The organism is Streptomyces sp. NPDC014861 (assembly GCF_043081625.1).
GTDB lineage: Bacteria > Actinomycetota > Actinomycetes > Streptomycetales > Streptomycetaceae > Streptomyces.
Window position 1 is genome coordinate 1 of sequence record NZ_JBIBWV010000014.1, and the last position, 16,060, is coordinate 16,060.

Below are 16,060 nucleotides of genomic sequence, written 5' to 3' on the forward strand. Positions count from 1 at the left end.
AACACCCCAGACCCTTCGTCTGGACCAAGACAGCCGACGAGATCCTCGACAAAGTCGCCGCCTACTGCCGACGAATCTCTGACTCAGGTCACTAGAGCCTGTCCGACAATTCCCGCCGGGTCCGGGTCGTCCGGCACGCACGCTCGCCGCACGGCCGGAACGCCCAAGTAGCTCCACTACGAGGGCGCCCCGGCCGCACGCCGATCGCACGCACCGGACGACCCGGCCTGATCCGACGCCAATTGTCGGACAGGCTCTAGTTGAGCCGCGCGCGGGCCGCCTGGGCCTTGTGGCGGATCGCGGCGGCGGCGTCCGGGTCGACCGCGTCCATGATCTGCGCGTACGCCTCCATCTCCGCCGCGCCGGTGAGGAAGTCGCCGCGCTGGACGAGGAGTTCCGCCCGCTCGTAGCGGAGGCGGGCCGGGTGCGAGGGGAGCAGCAGCGCCAGCTCCACCGCCCACAGGGCCACGTCGGAGCGCTCGGGCCGGGGGGCCGCCCAGGCCCGGATGTTGCCGAGGATCCGGAGCACGACGGCGCCGGGCTCGGCGGGCCGCAGCATGGAGCGGTCCAGGGCCTCTCCGGTCGCGCTCGCCACCAGCAGCTCGGCGTCCTCCGCGGTCATGGGCCGCCCGCCCGCGAAGGGGTCGGCGAGGTCGAGCTCGGCCGGGTCGCCGAAGCCGACCACGAAGTGGCCGGGCAGCCCGAGCCCGTACACCGGCGCCCCCGCCCGCCGGGCCACCTCCATCCACACCACGGACAGCAGGATCGGCAGGCCCCGGCGCCGCCGCAGCACCTCGTGCAGGAGGGAGGACTCCAGGCGCTGGTAGTCGGCGGGGACCCCCTCGAAGCCCTCCCGGCCGCCGAGGAGCTCTCCCAGCGCCGCCTTCCAGGCGCCGGTGCGCCGGGTGGCGTACGGGACGAGGCCGGCGAGCCGGTCGAGTTCGACGTCCGCCTCGACGAGGTCGTGCTCGGTGACCGTCGGGTCCGCCACGGCGCAGATCAGCAGACAGAGCCGGGCGAGGTCGGGCCGTTCGGCCCGGGCCTCCTCCGCGAACTCCCGCCGCCGGTCGGGCGGCGGGCCGGACGGCGGGTTCAGGGGGTCCGCGCTCACGCCGCGCTCACGCCTCCGACTGCCGGTAGTGGTGGTAGTGGTGGTGCACCGCGAAGTCCATTCCCTCGTACAGCGCCCGCGCACCGGCGTTGTCGCTCTCGACCTGGAGCCAGGCCGCCGACGCGCCCTCGTCGAGGGCCTGCCGCGCGAGCACGGCCATGACGGCGGTGGCGAGGCCCCGGCGGCGCTGCTCCGGGTCGACCTCCACCGCCATGAACCCGGCCCAGCGTCCGTCGACGACGCAGCGGCCGATGGCCGCCGGCACCTCTCCCGTGCCCGCCACGGACGCGAACCACACACTCGGGCCGGAGGTGAGCACCTGCCGCCACACCTCCGGCTCGCCCCCGGTGAAGCGCTGGTAGCGGCGCAGCCACGGCTCGTCGGGCGTCCGGGAGAGGACGACCTCCACCGGGCCCGGCTCCCGGTCGGCGATCGGGGCGAGGGCGGCGGTCCGCAGCTCCGCGGTGACCTCGCGGTGCCAGCCGAGCCGCTCCAGCTCGGCGCAGAGGAGTTCCTGGGTCCCCTCGGCGCCGGTGGCGGTCTGGACGTACGCGGGCAGCTTCCGGTCCGCGTACCACTCCCGTACGACCTCCAGGGCCTCGGTGACGGGGAGCCCGGGATCGCCCGAGGGAAGCACCGAGTTGGCCCGCCGGGTGAAGCCGTCGGCCGCCCTCAGCGTCCACTCGCCGAGCTGTTCGCTCTCGATCGGCTGCCACGCGCGCGCGGCGGCCCGGGAGAGCTCGGGGAACGTGGCGGCGGGGCCGCGCCTGCGGGCGGGGGCGGGGGGCACGATCTTGCCCGCGACCAGGCGGAGTTCCGGGATCCGGACGGTCTCGCCGCTCTTTCGTGTGATCGTGAGCACACCGCCGTCCCAGGATGTGAGCACACCGACCGCGTCGGTGAATCGCCCGCCCGCCTCCGCGGAGTCCGTCACGTACCGAACGGAGACACGTTTTCCCACGTCAGCGCTGGTGACACGGACCTCAAGCAGCCCTCCGCCGGTGATTTCCACAGCTTCTCCGCCCCTCTTGTTCGGATCGCCCCCAAGAACGGAGATACTAGGTGCGGGCATCGACGACACCGCGCTCCCGCGCAGACCAGCCCTACCGAGGAGGAACGACAGCGTGACCTACGTCATCGCGCAGCCTTGTGTCGACGTCAAGGACAAGGCTTGCATCGAGGAGTGCCCCGTCGACTGCATCTACGAGGGCAAGCGATCTCTCTACATCCACCCGGACGAGTGCGTCGACTGTGGAGCCTGCGAGCCGGTCTGCCCGGTCGAGGCGATCTTCTACGAGGACGACACCCCGGAGGAGTGGAAGGACTACTACAAGGCGAACGTCGAGTTCTTCGACGAGCTGGGTTCGCCCGGTGGTGCCTCCAAGCTCGGCGAGATCGAGCGTGACCACCCCTTCATCGCCGCCCTGCCGCCGCAGAACGGCTGATCTTTCGTTGCACCCGCTCTCGGTCCCGTACGGCTCCGCCGCCGTACGGGACCGACGCGTATCGCGTACGTACTGAGGAAGTGAGCCAACCCGTGAGCGCTGTCTCTTCGCGCCTGCCCGTCTTCCCCTGGGACAAGCTGGAGCCGTACAAGAAGACGGCCCTGTCCCACCCGGACGGGATCGTGGACCTGTCGGTCGGCACGCCGGTCGACCCGGTCCCCGCGCTGATCCAGGAGGCCCTCGTGGCCGCGGCGGACTCGCCCGGCTATCCCACGGTGTGGGGCACGCCCGCACTGCGCGACGCGCTCACCGGCTGGTGCGAGCGGCGCCTCGGCGCGGTCGGCCTCGCCCACGGGAACGTGCTGCCGGTGGTCGGCTCCAAGGAGCTCGTCGCCTGGCTGCCGACCCAGCTCGGCCTCGGCCCCGGCGACCGCGTCGCCCACCCCCGGCTCGCCTACCCGACGTACGAGGTCGGCGCGCGGCTCTGCGGCGCGGAGCCCGTCGTCTATGACGACCCGACCGAGCTCGACCCGGCGGGCCTGAAGCTGCTCTGGCTCAACTCCCCGTCCAACCCGACCGGCAAGGTCCTCCCGCCGGAGGAGCTGACCCGGATCGTGGCCTGGGCCCGCGAGCACGGCGTCCTCGTCCTCTCCGACGAGTGCTACCTCGAACTGGGCTGGGAGGCCGACCCGGTGTCGGTCCTGCACCCGGACGTCTCCGGCGGCTCGTACGAGGGGATCGTCGCCGTCCACTCCCTCTCCAAGCGCTCCAACCTCGCGGGATACCGGGCGGCGTTCATCGCGGGCGACGCGGCCGTCCTCGGTGAGCTGCTCCAGATCCGCAAGCACGGCGGCATGATGACCGCGGCGCCCGTGCAGGCCGCCACCGTGGCCGCCCTCGGCGACGACGCGCACGTCGCCGAGCAGCGCGGGCGGTACGCGGCCCGCCGCGCCGCCCTGAAGACCGCCCTGGAGGCCCACGGCTTCCGCATCGAGCACTCCGAGGCCAGCCTCTACCTGTGGGCGACCCGCGACGAGCCCTGCTGGGACACGGTCGCGTACCTGGCCGACAAGGGCGTCCTGGTGGCCCCGGGCGACTTCTACGGCGAGGCGGGCGCGCGCTTCGTCCGCGTGGCCTTCACGGCGACGGACGAGCGGGTCGAGGCGGCGGTCAAGCGCCTCGGCTGACGGCTTCCGGCCGGCGGTACGCGGAAGGGCCCGGGCGCGTGTGCGACCCGGGCCCTTCCGCGTACCTGCCGGCGGCTCAGCCGATGGGCAGGCCGCCCAGCATCTGGCCGGCCGGGGCGCCGCCCAGCGCGCCGCCCGCGGGGGCGCTGCCGGCGGCGGCGCCGGCCGTCTCGCCCAGCGCCTGGCCCGCGCTGCCGGCGGTCTCGCCCGCGATCTTCTGGGCGGCCGGGGTGGCCGTCCTGCCCGCCGAGCCCACGGCCTTGCCGGCCGCCGGGACGGCCGAGCCGACCGCCTGGCCGCCGGCGGCGCCGGCGACGCCGGTCGTGGTCTGCGCGGCACCGTCGACGGCCGAACCCGCGTCCGCCGCGTCGAGGGCGGTCAGGCCGCCGAGGGCGCCGGTCGGGGCGAGGCTGTGGTCCAGCGCGCTCGCGGAGCCGGCCGCACCGACCACGGGGGCTGCGCCGGCCGCGACGATCAGGGCGGCGCGGGCGATCCGGCGGGTCAGGGGGAGGGACATGGTGCTCCTTCGACGGAGAGACGGTGGGGTGTTCGGCTTTGCGGGCTGCACAACCGAGCCGGGGGCGGGGGAGGTTGCGGGCGTCGAAGGTAAAGGCTGGGTCATGGGTCGTATTGTCAGGTGGGGAGGAAAGCGGACGAACGTGGCCGCGGCGTGCGCTCCGCCGAACCGTCTCTCCCCAGACACCCCAAGCCTCCCGGGCCTCCCGCGCCCCCCGTACCCCACCCCTCGCGCAGAGTCCCCCCGGATCCCCACCCCGAGCGACCCCTCGCACACGAGTCCATCCCGGTTCCGTCCCGGCGGCAGCCGTCGTTCCGTCGCGGTCGATCGCCCCGGCGGAACGCGTGCCCGCACGGGCCGTCGGACGGGCACCGCCCCGCGGGCCGGCCGGGATCGGCGGGACGGGCGACCGCCCGTGCGGGGACCGGCCCCCGGGAGGCGCGGCCGCTCAGCGGGCGAGGCGGAGGCGGACCGTGGGGGTACGGGGGGACGTCGTGGTGTCCCAGCCGCCCCCGGAGTCGTCCGCGCGCCAGACCCTGCCGCCGTACGAGACCTCCGCGACCCGCAGGGACTCCGCGCGCGCCACCGCCCACTGCGCCAGCTCCCAGCCGCGCCGCTCCGTGCCGCCGGCGACGGGGACGACGAGGACGGCCGGTTCCGCCGCGGAGCGCCCCGCGCCGGCGCCGCCGGAGACGGAGGTGGGCGCCGCGGACTCGCCGAAGGCCCGGACCAGCTCCGTACGGACGGAGGAGGGGTCCCCCGGCCGGCCCTCCTCGGGGTCGGCCGTGCAGGAGAGCGCCGCGGGGGACCGCCCGGTCAGGGCCGCCGACAGCAGCGTCGCGTCCGGCTCGTGCTTGGCGTACGCCTGCGGGAAGCCGCTCTTCTGGACCTTCTGCGCCGCCACCGTCAGCGGCATCCGCGAGTAGCCGGGGACCTTCTCCAGGCCCTCGTAGAACTTCGTCGCCGAGTAGACCGGGTCCATGATCTCCTCCGGCGTGCCCCAGCCCATGGAGGGCCGCTGCTGGAAGAGGCCGAGCGAGTCCCGGTCGCCGTGCTCGATGTTCCGCAGCGCCGACTCCTGGAGCGCGGTCGCCAGCGCGATCGTCACCGCCCGCTCCGGCAGCCCCCGCGAGGTGCCGACCGCCGCGATCGTCGCCGCGTTCGACGCCTGCTCGGGGGTGAACTCGTACCGCCCCTCCCCGCTGCCCAGAGCGCACCTGGGCGCCCCCTTGCTCCCGGTCACCTGGTGCACGGCGATGTACGACGCGAGGCCGCACAGGACGGCGAGAGCGGCGGCCGAACGGGCGAGTCGGCCGCGGCGGGCGGGGCGGGGGGAGTCGGACACGGGGCCCACCGTACTGGAGGCCGGGTTAGGGTCGGCATATGGCTGACATCACCCCGCAGGAGACTGCTCAGGAGACCCCGCTCGACCTCACCCGGGACGGGGCCGAGCTCACCGCCGACCTCGTCGACTTCGCCTCCGTCAGCGGGACCGAGAAGCCGCTCGCCGACGCGATCGAGAACGCCCTGCGCACCCTGCCGCACCTGCGCGTCGACCGCCACGGCAACAACGTCGTGGCGCGGACCGACCTCGGCCGCGCCGAGCGGGTCGTCCTCGCCGGCCACATCGACACCGTGCCGATCGCCGACAACGTGCCGTCCCGGCTCGACGCCGACGGCGTCCTCTGGGGCTGCGGCACCTCCGACATGAAGTCCGGCGTCGCCGTCCAGCTCAGGATCGCCGCGACCGTCCCCGAGCCCAACCGCGACCTCACCTTCGTCTTCTACGACAACGAGGAGGTCGCCGCCGACCTCAACGGCCTCGGGAAGATCGCCGCCGCCCACCCGGAGTGGCTGGAGGGCGACTTCGCCGTCCTCCTGGAGCCCTCCGACGGGCAGGTCGAGGGCGGCTGCCAGGGCACGCTGCGGGTCATCCTGCACACGGCCGGCGAGCGCGCCCACTCCGCCCGTTCCTGGATGGGCTCCAACGCCATCCACTCGGCCGCGCCGATCCTGGCCCGCCTCGCCGCGTACGAGCCGCGCAAGCCGGTCATCGACGGCCTGGAGTACCACGAGGGCCTCAACGCGGTCGCGATCCAGGGCGGGGTCGCCACCAACGTCATCCCGGACGCCTGCTCGGTGACGGTCAACTACCGGTACGCCCCCGACCGCTCGCCCGCCGAGGCGCTCGCGCACGTCCGCGAGGTCTTCGCGGACTGCGACATCGCCGAGTTCGTGGTGGACGACGAGAGCCCCGGCGCGCTGCCCGGCCTCTCCCACCCGGCGGCCGAGGCGTTCATGAAGGCCGTGGGCGGCACCGCGATGCCCAAGTTCGGCTGGACCGACGTCTCCCGTTTCAGCGCGCTCGGCGTGCCCGCGGTCAATTACGGCCCCGGCGACCCGATCTACGCGCACAAGCGGGACGAGCACGTCCACGTGGACCGGATCCACCACTGCGAGGCACGGCTCCACGACTGGCTGACCGCCCGTCTCCCGTAATTTCGCGTTTCGTCACCTCTCTGGTCCTACGCTGACCCAACAGCAAAGATCGTGGATCGGCGGAGGGAGCAGGCCATGGGCATTCCCGAGGGAATGGCGAAGCCGGAGGAGCAGCGCCTCGGACCGGTGCTGAGGCGGAGGGACCAGGTCCAGCCGGGCACCACGGACCAGCGGCTGCTCGACACCGAGGGCGACTCGGAGTGGGTGCACACCGACCCCTGGCGGGTCATGCGGATCCAGTCCGAGTTCGTCGAGGGCTTCGGCGCGCTCGCCGAACTGCCGAGCGCCATCAGCGTCTTCGGCTCGGCCAGGACGAAGCCGGACTCGCCCGAGTACGAGGCGGGGGTGCGGCTCGGCCGGGCGCTCGTCGAGGCGGGCTTCGCGGTGATCACGGGCGGCGGGCCGGGCGCCATGGAGGCGGCCAACAAGGGGGCCCGGGAGGCGCAGGGCGTCTCGGTGGGCCTCGGCATCGAGCTCCCCTTCGAGCAGGGGCTCAACCCGCACGTCGACATCGGCGTGAACTTCCGGTACTTCTTCGTCCGCAAGACGATGTTCGTGAAGTACGCGCAGGGCTTCGTCGTCCTGCCCGGCGGCCTCGGCACGCTCGACGAGCTCTTCGAGGCGCTGACGCTGGTGCAGACCCGCAAGGTGACCCGCTTCCCGATCGTGCTGTTCGGCAGCGCGTACTGGAAGGGGCTCGTCGACTGGCTGAAGGACACGGTCGTCGCGGGCGGCAAGGCGTCCGAGCGCGACCTGCTCCTCTTCCACGTCACGGACGACGTGGAGGAGGCGGTCGCGCTCGTCACCAAGGAGGTCGGCCGGTAGGAGTCCCGACGGCCGCCCCACCCCCTCGGGGGCGGGGCGGCCCCGGGTCAGTACCGGACGGAGACGCTCGCTCCGGTGAAGCCCTGCCGGGCGTGCAGGCTGATGTAGACGTACCCGGCGGGCGGGTTCTCCACGGTCAGCGTCTCGGCGCTGCCGGTCCGGGCGGACCGGCTCGTCCAGGCGCTCGTGGTGGCCCAGGCGGAGGCGTTGTAGTACAGGTCGGCGTCGCCGTTCGCGCCGGTCGTGGTGATCGTCAGCCGCGGGGTGCCGGCGGGCACGTACAGGTAGTGGTAGGCGTAGTTGCCGGTGGTCGCGGAGACACCGCTCCGGGCGCAGTCCCGGTCGAGTCTGCGGGTGTCCGTGCCGGCGCACTCGGGCAGGGACGGGCCAGGACCGGGATCCGGGACGGTGGCGCAGGCGCCGGCGGCGCAGGCGGTCAGCCAGGCGTCGAAGTCGGCGTCGTAGCGGGTGCCGATGGTGGTCTTCAGCAGGGTGCGGGCGCGGGTCCAGTCGCCGGTCCGGTACGCGGCGAGCACGGCGTCCACGTCGGAGCGGCGCTTCTCCAGCATGTAGCGCACGGCCAGGTAGCCCCAGCGGTAGGTGCGCTCGGTGTCGGAGTTCTCGTAGGTGGTGTCGAAGAGGGTGCTCAGCTTGTACGTGTGCAGGCCGGCGGCGGCGGTCGCGGCGTCGTACGGCAGCTTCCGGTAGGAGTACGAGACGTACTCGGCGAAGCCCTCGATCCACCAGATGGTGGGGGTGGAGACGCCGGCGGTGAAGTCGCCGTGCATGTTGTGGCGGCCGTCCAGGTAGTGCGTGTACTCGTGGTTCAGGTTCCACACCTGGAAGTCGGGCTGCGCGCGGGTGTCCTCGTAGGCGAGGAAGCGGGGCAGGTTGCCCGGCACGGACGGGTCGCCCTCCAGGTACATGCCGCCGTTGTCGGTGTCGATGCCGTAGATCGCGGCGGCGAACACCTGGTAGTCCTGGCGCGTGTCGAAGACGACGACCTCCAGGGTGGTGTTGTGGTCGTCGGCGACCGGGCCGGGGTCGCGGGCGACGGCGTGGAAGAAGGCGTCCTGCCTGAGCAGGCTGTCGCAGGTGGCGGCCAGGTTCGCCGCGGTCACCTGCTGGGCGAGGATCCGGACGGACGGGCTGCACGTGTGGCTGGTGACGAGGATGCCGGCGCGCAGCCGGGCGGCGGCGTCGGCGGTGCCGTACTCGGCGGCGCGGGCCGGGTCGTAGGCGTCGACCATCTCGGCGAGCGCGGCGAAGAGGTGGGCGGTGCTCCCGCTCGGGGCGCTCTGGTCGACGAGCCCGCGGACGAGCGGCTGGAGCGTGCTCCGCAGCCCCGGGTACTGGAGGAAGCGGCCGAGCTCGCGGGCGCTGTTGTACGGCAGGTAGCCGTGGGTGCCGCCGAGGAGCGCCTTGTTGCGGGCGGCGAAGGCGGCGAGCGTGTCGAGGATGCTCGGGTCGGCCTGGACGGCGGCGAGGAAGCCGGCGGTCTGGTGGCCCCGGAAGAGCACGGTGTGGACGTTGTTGACGGCGGCGGGCATGCCGGCGACGGCGTTGTACCGGGCGGCGTCGTAGTCGGTGAGGAGCCGCTTGACGACCGGCAGGTAGCGGACGTTCTCCTGGGCGCTGTCGACGAGGGTGACCGACTCGCCGAGGATGCCGGCGTTGGCGGCGGTGACGTCGCGCGAGCGCGGGTGGCCGAAGTACCCGTCGAGGGCGCCCCGGATCGCGGTGGTGAGGGCCGGCCCGTAGGTGCCGACGTCCCCGGAGTTGTACCACTGGACGTAGTAGCCGGCGCGCAGGAACAGCACCAGCTGGAAGGTCGAGGTGCTGTTGTCACCGGGGTACGCGGCGGAGTTCGCGCGCAGCGCGTCGGCGACGGTCACCATCTGCGCCTCGCGGAAGGCGCCCCTGGCGGCGCTGCCGGTGAGGCCGAACAGCTCGTTCACACAGCCCGGTTCGGACGCCTTGACCAGCTCGACCAGGGCGCTGCCGGTGCGGGTCGTGAAGGCGGCGGTGTCGCAGGCGGCGGCGGTCGCGGTCCGCGCGGCGGAGGGCTTCGCGGCGGCCGGGTCCGGGGCGGTGAGGATCGGCGGCCGCTCGGAGACCGGCACCCGTCCGGCGGCGCGGTCGGCCTCCAGGGTCTCGGGGGCGGGGAGGCTCGCGGGCTGCGGGGCGGCGCCGATGGGAGCGGGGGCGGCGGGGGAGGGGGAGGGGGCGGCGGCTGCCTGGCCGGCCGGGGCGAGGACCCCGAGCGCCAGACAGGACGCCAGCGCGGCGGTCAGAAGCCGTACGCGGTACGGCAGTCCCGATATTCGGGCGGATGTCACCTGGGCCTCCTGGCCTTGCTCGGCCGCGTGACGGCCGGACACGTGGGGGAGTGATTGACGGCGCTCCGTCAAGGCGTTGCGGAGCGGACGTACAATTTCACACGTCACATGGCGACGGGAAGGGGCGTGACAGAACCCGTCGCGCCCCGTCCCCCGCGGCCCCGCACGCACGACACCGCCCCCGGTCCCGTGCGCGACGGGACCGGGGGCGGTGTCGTGGAAAGCCCCGGCTAGGCCAGGCCGCGCCTGGTCACCGACGGCTCGCGGTGGCCCGCGATCGTCGCCACCATGTCGAGCACCTGGCGGGTCTCCGCGACCTCGTGGACCCGGTACACCTGGGCGCCGAGCCACGCCGACACGGCGGTCGTCGCCAGCGTCCCGAGCACGCGCTCCTTCACCGGACGGTCCAGGGTCTCCCCGACGAAGTCCTTGTTGGAGAGCGACACCAGCACCGGCCAGCCGGTCTCCGCCATCTCGCCGAGGCGACGGGTCGCCTCCAGGCTGTGCCGGGTGTTCTTCCCGAAGTCGTGGCCCGGGTCGATCATGATCCCGTCCCGCCGCACGCCCAGCGAGACCGCCCGCTCGGCCAGCCCCACCGTCACCCGCAGGATGTCGGCCATCACGTCCTCGTACTCCACCCGGTGCGGCCGGGTACGCGGCTCCGCGCCGCCCGCGTGGGTGCAGACCAGCCCCGCCCCGTACCGCGCCGCGACCTCCGCGAGCCGCGGGTCCACCCCGCCCCACGCGTCGTTGAGCACGTCCGCGCCGGCCTCGCAGACCGCCTCGCCGACGTCCGCCCGCCAGGTGTCCACGCTGATCACCACGTCGGGGTGGCGGCGCCGGACCTCCGCGACGAAGCCCACCGTGCGACGGGCCTCCTCCTCCGCGGTGACCTCCTCGCCGGGACCCGCCTTCACCCCGCCGATGTCGATGATCGCCGCGCCCTCGGCCACGGCCCGCTCGACGCGGGTCAGCGCCGGCTCGTCGAGGAACGTCGCGCCCTGGTCGTAGAAGGAGTCCGGGGTCCGGTTCACGATCGCCATGATCACCGGCTCGTGCGGCCCGAACTCACGCCGTCCCAAGCGCAGCATCCCTTATGTCCTCCCTCGCGACCCTTCGGCGGTGTCCACCACGCCGTCTGTGACCCTAACCGTCGGCGGCGCATGGCACGATCGGCACGGGACGTTTTCCATTCCGGGAGAGGCGCGCTGGTGTTCTGGTTTCTGCTCATCACGATGGTCGTGGTCGTCGCGGCCGTGACCCTCGCCGTGGTCGGCGGCGGCGACAGCGAGGTGCTGCCCGACGCGGCCCCCGAGCAGCTGGTGGACCCGCTGCCGCTGAGCCGCCCCCTGGACCGCGGGGACGTCGAGGCGCTGCGCCTCCCGGTCGCCGCCCGCGGCTACCGGATGGAGGACGTCGACGACGTCCTGGACCGGCTCGCCGCCGAGCTCGCCGAGCGCGACGCGCGGATCGCCGAGCTGGAGGCGGCCCTCGCGGGCGCGCCGTCCCGCGACACGGCGGAGGGCGACGAGCGATGACCGGCGGGGCGATCCCCGGCCCCGACGGGCTGCCGCGCTGCCCCTGGGGCCTGTCGGCCGAGGACTACATCGCGTACCACGACGAGGAGTGGGGCCGCCCGGTCCGCGGCGACGACGCCCTCTTCGAGCGGCTCTGCCTGGAGGCGTTCCAGTCCGGCCTGTCCTGGATCACGATCCTGCGCCGCCGCGAGGGCTTCCGCAGCGCCTTCGCGGACTTCCGCATCGAGGCCGTCGCCGGCTTCGGGGACACCGACCGCGAGCGGCTCCTCGCCGACGAGGGGATCATCCGCAACCGCGCCAAGATCGACGCGACCCTCGCCAACGCGAAGCTGCTCGCCGGCTGGGACCCGGGCGAACTGGACACCCTGATCTGGTCCCACGCCCCCGACCCCGCCCGCCCGGCGCCGCGCACCCTCGCCGACGTCCCCGCCGTCACCGACGAGTCGACGGCCCTGGCCAAGGCCCTGAAGAAGCGGGGCGTCCGCTTCGTCGGCCCGACCACGGCCTACGCCCTGATGCAGGCGTGCGGCCTGGTCGACGACCACCTGGAGGACTGCGCGGCCCGGGGCGGCGGCCGGTAGGGGGCTACTTCCCCAGGTACTTCGGCTTCTCCTTCGCCAGGAAGGCGCGGACCGCGATGGTGTGGTCCTCGGAGGCGCCGGCCAGCGTCTGGAGCTCGTCCTCCTTGTCCAGCGCCTCGTCGAGGGAGTGGTCTGCGCCGTAGGCCACGGACTCCTTCAGGGCCGCGTAGGCGACCGTCGGACCCTCGGCGAGCCGGCGGGCCAGCCTCCGCGCCTCCTCGGCCAGCTCGGCGGCCGGGACCAGCTTGTTCACGATGCCCAGCTCGTACGCCTCCTGGGCGCCGATCGAGCGGGGGAACAGCAGCAGGTCCGAGGCGCGGCTCGGGCCGATCAGCCGCGGCAGCGTCCACGACATGCCCGAGTCGGCGGTCAGCGCCACGCCCGCGAACGAGGTGTTGAAGGTCGCCGTGTCGGCGACGATCCGGTAGTCCGCGGCGAGCGCGAAGCCGAAGCCGGCGCCCGCGGCGACGCCGTTCACCGCGGCGATCACGGGCTTCCGCATGCCGGTGAGCGCGCGGACGATCGGGTTGTAGTGGTCCCGGACCGTGTTCATCGTGGCGCGGCTGCCCGACTCCTGGTCCTGGAGGAGCAGACCGACGTGCTCCTTCAGGTCCTGCCCCACACAGAACGCCCGGTCGCCCGCCGCCGTGAGCAGCACCGCCCGGACCGCCGGGTCGGCCGCCGCCGCCTCGGCCGCGTCCCGCAGCGCCACCTTCGCGGCCACGTTCAGCGCGTTCATGGCCTCCGGGCGGTTGAGCGTGATGGTGGCGAGCCCGTCGCTCACTTCGTACAGGACCGTGTCGGCCATCGGGACCCCTTCGTCTCGTGCATCGGCTGATCCGCCCAGCATGACGGAGATCACCCGTACCGCCCATGTGAGCTGCGTCAAAGAATCGGGGCCCGCGGAGCGACCCGCGGCGGCGAAGTATCGCAGGCCCGACGCCGAAATATGGGGTTTTGCGAGAGCGCGTTGCGGAAGCGATGCGGATCGATGTTGGTCATCGGGTCCTGCGATGCGGGATAATGACCTGGAAGCAATGTGTTCGAAGCCGGCGACGCGTGCTCCGGTGCACGGAGCTGCCCGGCTGCAGATGAGCTGGTTTCAGGAAGGGGAACGAGCATGGCGGCCATGAAGCCGCGGACGGGCGACGGCCCGCTCGAGGTGACCAAGGAGGGGCGGGGCATCGTCATGCGCGTTCCGCTCGAAGGCGGCGGTCGGCTCGTGGTCGAGCTGACCCCGGACGAGGCCGAGGCTCTCGGTGACGCCCTGAAGAAGGTCGTCGGCTGACCCTCCCGCATTCCTGCACCGCTGCCCCGGTACGGCCCCGGCCGTACCGGGGCAGCGGTGTGTCCGGGGCCGTGCGGGAGGGCCCGCGCCGCGCCCGGCCGCACCGGCCGGGGGCTCGGCTTCCGGGCTCGGGATCGGCTCCGCCGGGTGCGGGTGCGGGTGCGGGTGCGGTTGCCGGGACGGGGTCGGCCTCCGGCCTCGGGACGGACTGGACCCGTCGCCGGGCCGGGCCACGGGTTCAGCCCGCTGGACCCGGGTCGGGGACGGTCAGCCCCGCCGGACCGCGCACAGGAGGCCGTCGCCCACCGGCAGCAGGGTCGGCAGCAGCTGGGAGCTCTCGCGGACCGTGCGCAGCAGCTCGCGGACCCGCTGCACCTCGGCCGGCTGGGCACCCGAGTCGACCGTGCGGCCGTCCGCGAAGACGCCCTCGAAGCAGACCAGACCCCCAGGTCGGAGCAGGCGCAACGATTCAGCGAGATAGTCCGGGTACTCCCCGCGGTCGCCGTCGCAGAAGACGAGGTCGTACCCGCCGTCCGCGAGCCGCGGCAGCACGTCCAGCGCCCGACCGGGGATGAACCGCGCCCGGTTGCCCGCGAAGCCCGCCTCGCGGAACGCCGCCTTCGCGAACTGCTGGTGCTCCGGCTGCACGTCCACGGTGGTGAGGGTGCCGTCCGGCCGCATCCCGAGCAGCAGGTAGATCCCCGACACGCCCGTGCCCGTACCGATCTCGGCCACCGCCTTGGCGTCCGCCGAAGCGGCCAGCAGACGCAGCGCCGCACCCGTGCCCGGCGACACCGAGGGCAGCCCTGCCTCGCGGGCCCGCTCCCGGGCCCGGCGCAACGCTTCGTCCTCGGCGACAAAGGCGTCGGCGAACGCCCAGTTCGTCTGCCGGTTGGCGGTAATGGCCCTCTCCTGTCCCCTTAGTTGGCGCAACGGTGACTGTATCCGCTGTCAGCGGGAACCCGCAGATGGGACCGGGCGTTCACCAGGAGAGGGACGGGCACGAGGAGCGGCGGACGACGCCGATTCAAATGCTCGTAAAGATTCTTATCCGGAGCTAACGGGCGAGGTGGCTATGGTAGGGGCTCCACTGGACACCACCAGAGCCGATAGGGGAGGTGCGGCTGCGCCTGTGGATCGGAGAGGGGCGTTCAGGCGCCTCCTCAGGTCGGCGGGTGAGCCGAAATCCGTGACCGACACCGCTGACAAGCTCCACACCACCGCCACCGCACCCACCACCGCGACCTTCGCATCGGATGCGGAATCGCAGGCGTGGACTCCGCCCACCTGGGAGGAGATCGTCAGCACGCACAGTGGTCGCGTCTACCGCCTGGCCTACCGCCTCACCGGCAACCAGCACGACGCCGAGGACCTCACCCAGGAGGTCTTCGTCCGCGTCTTCCGCTCGCTGTCGACGTACACCCCCGGCACCTTCGAGGGCTGGCTGCACCGCATCACCACCAACCTCTTCCTCGACATGGTCCGCCGGAAGCAGCGCATCCGCTTCGACGCGCTCGCCGACGACGCCGCCGAGCGGCTCCCCAGCCGTGAGCCCTCCCCGCAGCAGGTGTTCAACGACACCCACTTCGACGCCGACGTCCAGCAGGCCCTCGACACCCTGGCGCCCGAGTTCCGCGCCGCCGTCGTCCTCTGCGACATCGAGGGGCTGTCGTACGAGGAGATCGCCGCGACCCTCGGCGTGAAGCTCGGCACCGTCCGCAGCCGCATCCACCGCGGCCGCTCCCACCTGCGCAAGGCGCTCAAGCACCGGTCGCCCGAGGCCCGGGCGGAGCGCGCCCTGGCCACCGTCGGATGGGAGGCCGGGACAGCGTGAGCGGCACCCGTCCTCCGTCCCCGAGCCCCGCGGAGCACCACCTCGGGGACCGGCTCGCCGCGCTCGTCGACGGCGAGCTCGGCCACGACGCGCGCGAGCGGGTCCTCGCCCACCTCGCCACCTGCGCACGCTGCAAGGCCGAGGCCGACGCGCAGCGCGCCCTGAAGAGCGTCTTCGCCTCCAGCGGAGCCCCCCAGCCCTCCGAGGGCTTCCTCGCCCGCCTCCAGGGCCTTCCCGGCGGCCCCGGGGACTCCGGGCGCTCCCCGCTGGAGCAGCTCCTCGAAGCCGGCGGCGTGAAGAGCGACGGCTTCGCCACCGCGCCCCCCGCCGTGCCCCGCACCCCCGACACCGGCACCGGCTTCCGGGTCCACTCCCTCCCCCCGTCCGGCCGCGGCCGGCGCTTCGCGGTCGCCGCCGCCGGCGCCGTCTCCTTCGCGGCCATCGCCCTCGGCGGCACCCTGCCCGTCGAGAGCTCCCTGAACACCACCGCCCGCGGCGGCCAGGGCACGGGCACCGCCGTCACCCCGATGCGCGCGGGCGCCTCCGCAGGGCCCGGCTCCGCCTCCGGCGCGGCGGCCGGCCGGGCGGACCGCTCCGAGGGTTCCGCCGGCGGCGCCCAGGCGATCGGCAGCGCCCCGCCCGTCCCGGGCGGCACGGTCACCTCGGGAGCCGTCCCGGGCGTGGACCGGGCGGGACCGGCCGCGGCGGTACGGCTCCGGGTCGCGCAGGCCCAGCCCCTCTTCGCCCTCTCGCCCTTCATACGCACCACGCCCCACGCGCTCCAGCCGGCCTTCGGACCGGTGCCCAGCCCGGCCCCCAGCCCGCCCGTCACCCCGCCGGGCTCCCACCGCTGACCTCCGACCTGGTTGAATCCTCGGTCAGAGCGCCCGACACAG

Annotated in this window: 17 protein-coding genes; 9 read left to right on the forward strand and 8 right to left on the reverse strand. The window is 73.8% G+C overall.

Features of this window, described 5'->3' with window-relative positions; translation table 11 throughout:
• Positions 1-256 precede the first annotated feature (256 nt).
• A complete protein-coding gene (locus tag ACF1BN_RS24700; protein ID WP_392333914.1) occupies positions 257-1,096 on the reverse strand; it encodes a tetratricopeptide repeat protein in 840 nt (279 codons plus the stop codon).
• Between the two features lie 22 nt (positions 1,097-1,118).
• Positions 1,119-2,123 carry a GNAT family N-acetyltransferase gene (locus ACF1BN_RS24705; protein ID WP_392333777.1) on the reverse strand — a complete coding sequence of 335 codons (1,005 nt, stop codon included), beginning with the start codon at positions 2,121-2,123 and terminating at the stop codon, positions 1,119-1,121.
• Positions 2,124-2,235: 112 nt separating this feature from the next.
• On the opposite strand from ACF1BN_RS24705, the gene fdxA reads away from it, so the two are divergent.
• Together fdxA and ACF1BN_RS24715 are read left to right on the forward strand one after the other, a co-directional pair.
• Positions 2,236-2,556, forward strand: a complete 321-nt coding sequence (fdxA, locus tag ACF1BN_RS24710; protein ID WP_015035968.1) for a ferredoxin — start codon at positions 2,236-2,238, stop codon at positions 2,554-2,556.
• Positions 2,557-2,648: 92 nt separating this feature from the next.
• The gene (locus tag ACF1BN_RS24715) at positions 2,649-3,743 is read left to right on the forward strand and encodes a bifunctional succinyldiaminopimelate transaminase/glutamate-prephenate aminotransferase (RefSeq protein ID WP_392333778.1); all 1,095 of its coding nucleotides are present in this window, start codon (positions 2,649-2,651) and stop codon (positions 3,741-3,743) included.
• Positions 3,744-3,819: 76 nt separating this feature from the next.
• On the opposite strand, the gene ACF1BN_RS24720 is transcribed toward ACF1BN_RS24715, so the two are convergent.
• Together ACF1BN_RS24720 and ACF1BN_RS24725 are read right to left on the reverse strand one after the other, a co-directional pair.
• Complete coding sequence (locus ACF1BN_RS24720; protein WP_389169759.1) at positions 3,820-4,260, reverse strand: ATP-binding protein; 441 nt, start codon at positions 4,258-4,260, stop codon at positions 3,820-3,822.
• A 448-nt stretch (positions 4,261-4,708) separates the two neighbouring features.
• Positions 4,709-5,614: a hypothetical protein gene (locus ACF1BN_RS24725; protein ID WP_392333779.1), complete on the reverse strand. Its 906-nt coding sequence runs from the start codon at positions 5,612-5,614 to the stop codon at positions 4,709-4,711.
• A 29-nt stretch (positions 5,615-5,643) separates the two neighbouring features.
• Here ACF1BN_RS24725 and dapE point away from each other — a divergent pair, with 29 nt between their 5' ends.
• The gene (gene dapE / locus ACF1BN_RS24730) at positions 5,644-6,759 is read left to right on the forward strand and encodes a succinyl-diaminopimelate desuccinylase (protein ID WP_392333780.1); all 1,116 of its coding nucleotides are present in this window, start codon (positions 5,644-5,646) and stop codon (positions 6,757-6,759) included.
• Between the two features lie 75 nt (positions 6,760-6,834).
• Entirely contained in the window at positions 6,835-7,584 is a 750-nt protein-coding gene (locus tag ACF1BN_RS24735; protein ID WP_392333781.1) for a TIGR00730 family Rossman fold protein, read from the forward strand.
• Between the two features lie 47 nt (positions 7,585-7,631).
• Here the strand turns inward: ACF1BN_RS24735 and ACF1BN_RS24740 are convergent, their stop codons facing one another.
• Together ACF1BN_RS24740 and folP are read right to left on the reverse strand one after the other, a co-directional pair.
• On the reverse strand, positions 7,632-9,923 hold the full coding sequence (locus ACF1BN_RS24740; protein WP_392333782.1) for a M9 family metallopeptidase: 2,292 nt from the start codon (positions 9,921-9,923) through the stop codon (positions 7,632-7,634).
• Positions 9,924-10,153: 230 nt separating this feature from the next.
• Positions 10,154-11,014, reverse strand: coding sequence for a dihydropteroate synthase (folP, locus tag ACF1BN_RS24745; protein ID WP_392333783.1), 861 nt, complete (start codon positions 11,012-11,014; stop codon positions 10,154-10,156).
• Between the two features lie 120 nt (positions 11,015-11,134).
• Between folP and ACF1BN_RS24750 the strand changes: the two genes are divergently transcribed.
• Complete coding sequence (locus tag ACF1BN_RS24750; protein WP_392333784.1) at positions 11,135-11,461, forward strand: DivIVA domain-containing protein; 327 nt, start codon at positions 11,135-11,137, stop codon at positions 11,459-11,461.
• Positions 11,458-12,042, forward strand: coding sequence for a DNA-3-methyladenine glycosylase I (locus ACF1BN_RS24755; RefSeq protein WP_392333785.1), 585 nt, complete (start codon positions 11,458-11,460; stop codon positions 12,040-12,042). The genes ACF1BN_RS24750 and ACF1BN_RS24755 overlap by 4 nt, the downstream gene beginning before the upstream one ends.
• Positions 12,043-12,046: 4 nt before the next feature.
• On the opposite strand, the gene ACF1BN_RS24760 is transcribed toward ACF1BN_RS24755, so the two are convergent.
• Positions 12,047-12,850 (reverse strand): enoyl-CoA hydratase/isomerase family protein, encoded by an 804-nt coding sequence (locus tag ACF1BN_RS24760; RefSeq protein WP_392333786.1) that lies wholly within the window; start codon positions 12,848-12,850, stop codon positions 12,047-12,049.
• 312 nt (positions 12,851-13,162) lie between these two features.
• On the opposite strand from ACF1BN_RS24760, the gene ACF1BN_RS24765 reads away from it, so the two are divergent.
• On the forward strand, positions 13,163-13,330 hold the full coding sequence (locus ACF1BN_RS24765; RefSeq protein ID WP_009997451.1) for a DUF3117 domain-containing protein: 168 nt from the start codon (positions 13,163-13,165) through the stop codon (positions 13,328-13,330).
• A 267-nt stretch (positions 13,331-13,597) separates the two neighbouring features.
• Here the strand turns inward: ACF1BN_RS24765 and ACF1BN_RS24770 are convergent, their stop codons facing one another.
• Positions 13,598-14,263 (reverse strand): O-methyltransferase, encoded by a 666-nt coding sequence (locus ACF1BN_RS24770; protein WP_392333787.1) that lies wholly within the window; start codon positions 14,261-14,263, stop codon positions 13,598-13,600.
• Between the two features lie 142 nt (positions 14,264-14,405).
• Here ACF1BN_RS24770 and sigE point away from each other — a divergent pair, with 142 nt between their 5' ends.
• Entirely contained in the window at positions 14,406-15,164 is a 759-nt protein-coding gene (sigE, locus tag ACF1BN_RS24775; RefSeq protein ID WP_360313431.1) for an RNA polymerase sigma factor SigE, read from the forward strand.
• Positions 15,161-16,018, forward strand: coding sequence for an anti-sigma factor family protein (locus ACF1BN_RS24780; protein WP_392333788.1), 858 nt, complete (start codon positions 15,161-15,163; stop codon positions 16,016-16,018). The genes sigE and ACF1BN_RS24780 overlap by 4 nt, the downstream gene beginning before the upstream one ends.
• The last annotated feature ends 42 nt before the right edge of the window (positions 16,019-16,060 follow it).

What these genes read in the sequence shown, in the direction of transcription:
- ACF1BN_RS24720 (WP_389169759.1), bottom strand. Translation starts at nt 4,260, where the DNA reads ATGTCCCTCCCCCTGACCCGCCGGATCGCCCGCGCCGCCCTGATCGTC.
- dapE (WP_392333780.1), top strand. Translation starts at nt 5,644, where the DNA reads ATGGCTGACATCACCCCGCAGGAGACTGCTCAGGAGACCCCGCTCGAC.
- ACF1BN_RS24735 (WP_392333781.1), top strand. Translation starts at nt 6,835, where the DNA reads ATGGGCATTCCCGAGGGAATGGCGAAGCCGGAGGAGCAGCGCCTCGGA.
- folP (WP_392333783.1), bottom strand. Translation starts at nt 11,014, where the DNA reads ATGCTGCGCTTGGGACGGCGTGAGTTCGGGCCGCACGAGCCGGTGATC.
- ACF1BN_RS24755 (WP_392333785.1), top strand. Translation starts at nt 11,458, where the DNA reads ATGACCGGCGGGGCGATCCCCGGCCCCGACGGGCTGCCGCGCTGCCCC.
- ACF1BN_RS24760 (WP_392333786.1), bottom strand. Translation starts at nt 12,850, where the DNA reads ATGGCCGACACGGTCCTGTACGAAGTGAGCGACGGGCTCGCCACCATC.
- ACF1BN_RS24765 (WP_009997451.1), top strand. Translation starts at nt 13,163, where the DNA reads ATGGCGGCCATGAAGCCGCGGACGGGCGACGGCCCGCTCGAGGTGACC.
- sigE (WP_360313431.1), top strand. Translation starts at nt 14,406, where the DNA reads ATGGTAGGGGCTCCACTGGACACCACCAGAGCCGATAGGGGAGGTGCG.